Raw genomic sequence first — 670 nt, forward strand, 5'->3', positions numbered from 1 at the left:
AGAAACAGACGCCCGAACCACTCGTCCCGGAACCTTCGTTCCGATCGGCTGCGACCCGGCGTTGTCAGGTCTTGCTTTGTTCTTCTTTTGTTCTTGCTTCGCTTTAGATCTTAGCAGATCCTCCGCGTTTACCGCAATTTCAGCTTGTCGCTTCTTTGCGATTACCGGTTGGGGATTCTTATTCAAACCCTTGCCCCGGCGGCTTGGTTACTTTAGCATGGTTTCTTTGGGCTCTCGCCCACCGCCACCTGCTTGACAGCAACCCCTCCAACTTACGCTCCCCGAACTGGCGTGTCAACCACAAGGCCGAAGCCGGTTCTTTGGGGGGAACTCCGTAAGTATGGCACACGTCTGAGGCTCCAGACCAATCGCCGGTGTCTACCCATCACTCAGAGGGCTGAAACCATCGGTTCGCTGATCGGATACGGGTGGTCCGACTAAGCCCTCGTGGGTACCGCGTCCGCCCGGTCCGCCCTGCTCACGTCGCCTGTCTCGCCCCGCAGCGCGGCCCTGCGACCGACGTAGAACACGTATACGAGGAACAGCGTCTCCGCCGCGAAACCGATCGTCAGCCGCACCGGGGCGGACGTGTGTCCCGTCACGAACCCCTCGATCGACCCCGACACCAACAGCACGCACGACAACCCGAGCGCCATCGTCCCTGTCTCTT

Annotated in this window: 1 pseudogene; it reads right to left on the minus strand. The window is 60.0% G+C overall.

Going from position 1 to position 670, the window contains the following annotated elements:
* Positions 1-437 precede the first annotated feature (437 nt).
* Positions 438-670 (minus strand): annotated as a pseudogene (locus IZR01_RS49415) (stage II sporulation protein M); the annotation flags it as partial.

The organism is Catenulispora pinisilvae (assembly GCF_015356865.1).
In the GTDB taxonomy this organism is placed as follows: domain Bacteria; phylum Actinomycetota; class Actinomycetes; order Streptomycetales; family Catenulisporaceae; genus Catenulispora; species Catenulispora pinisilvae.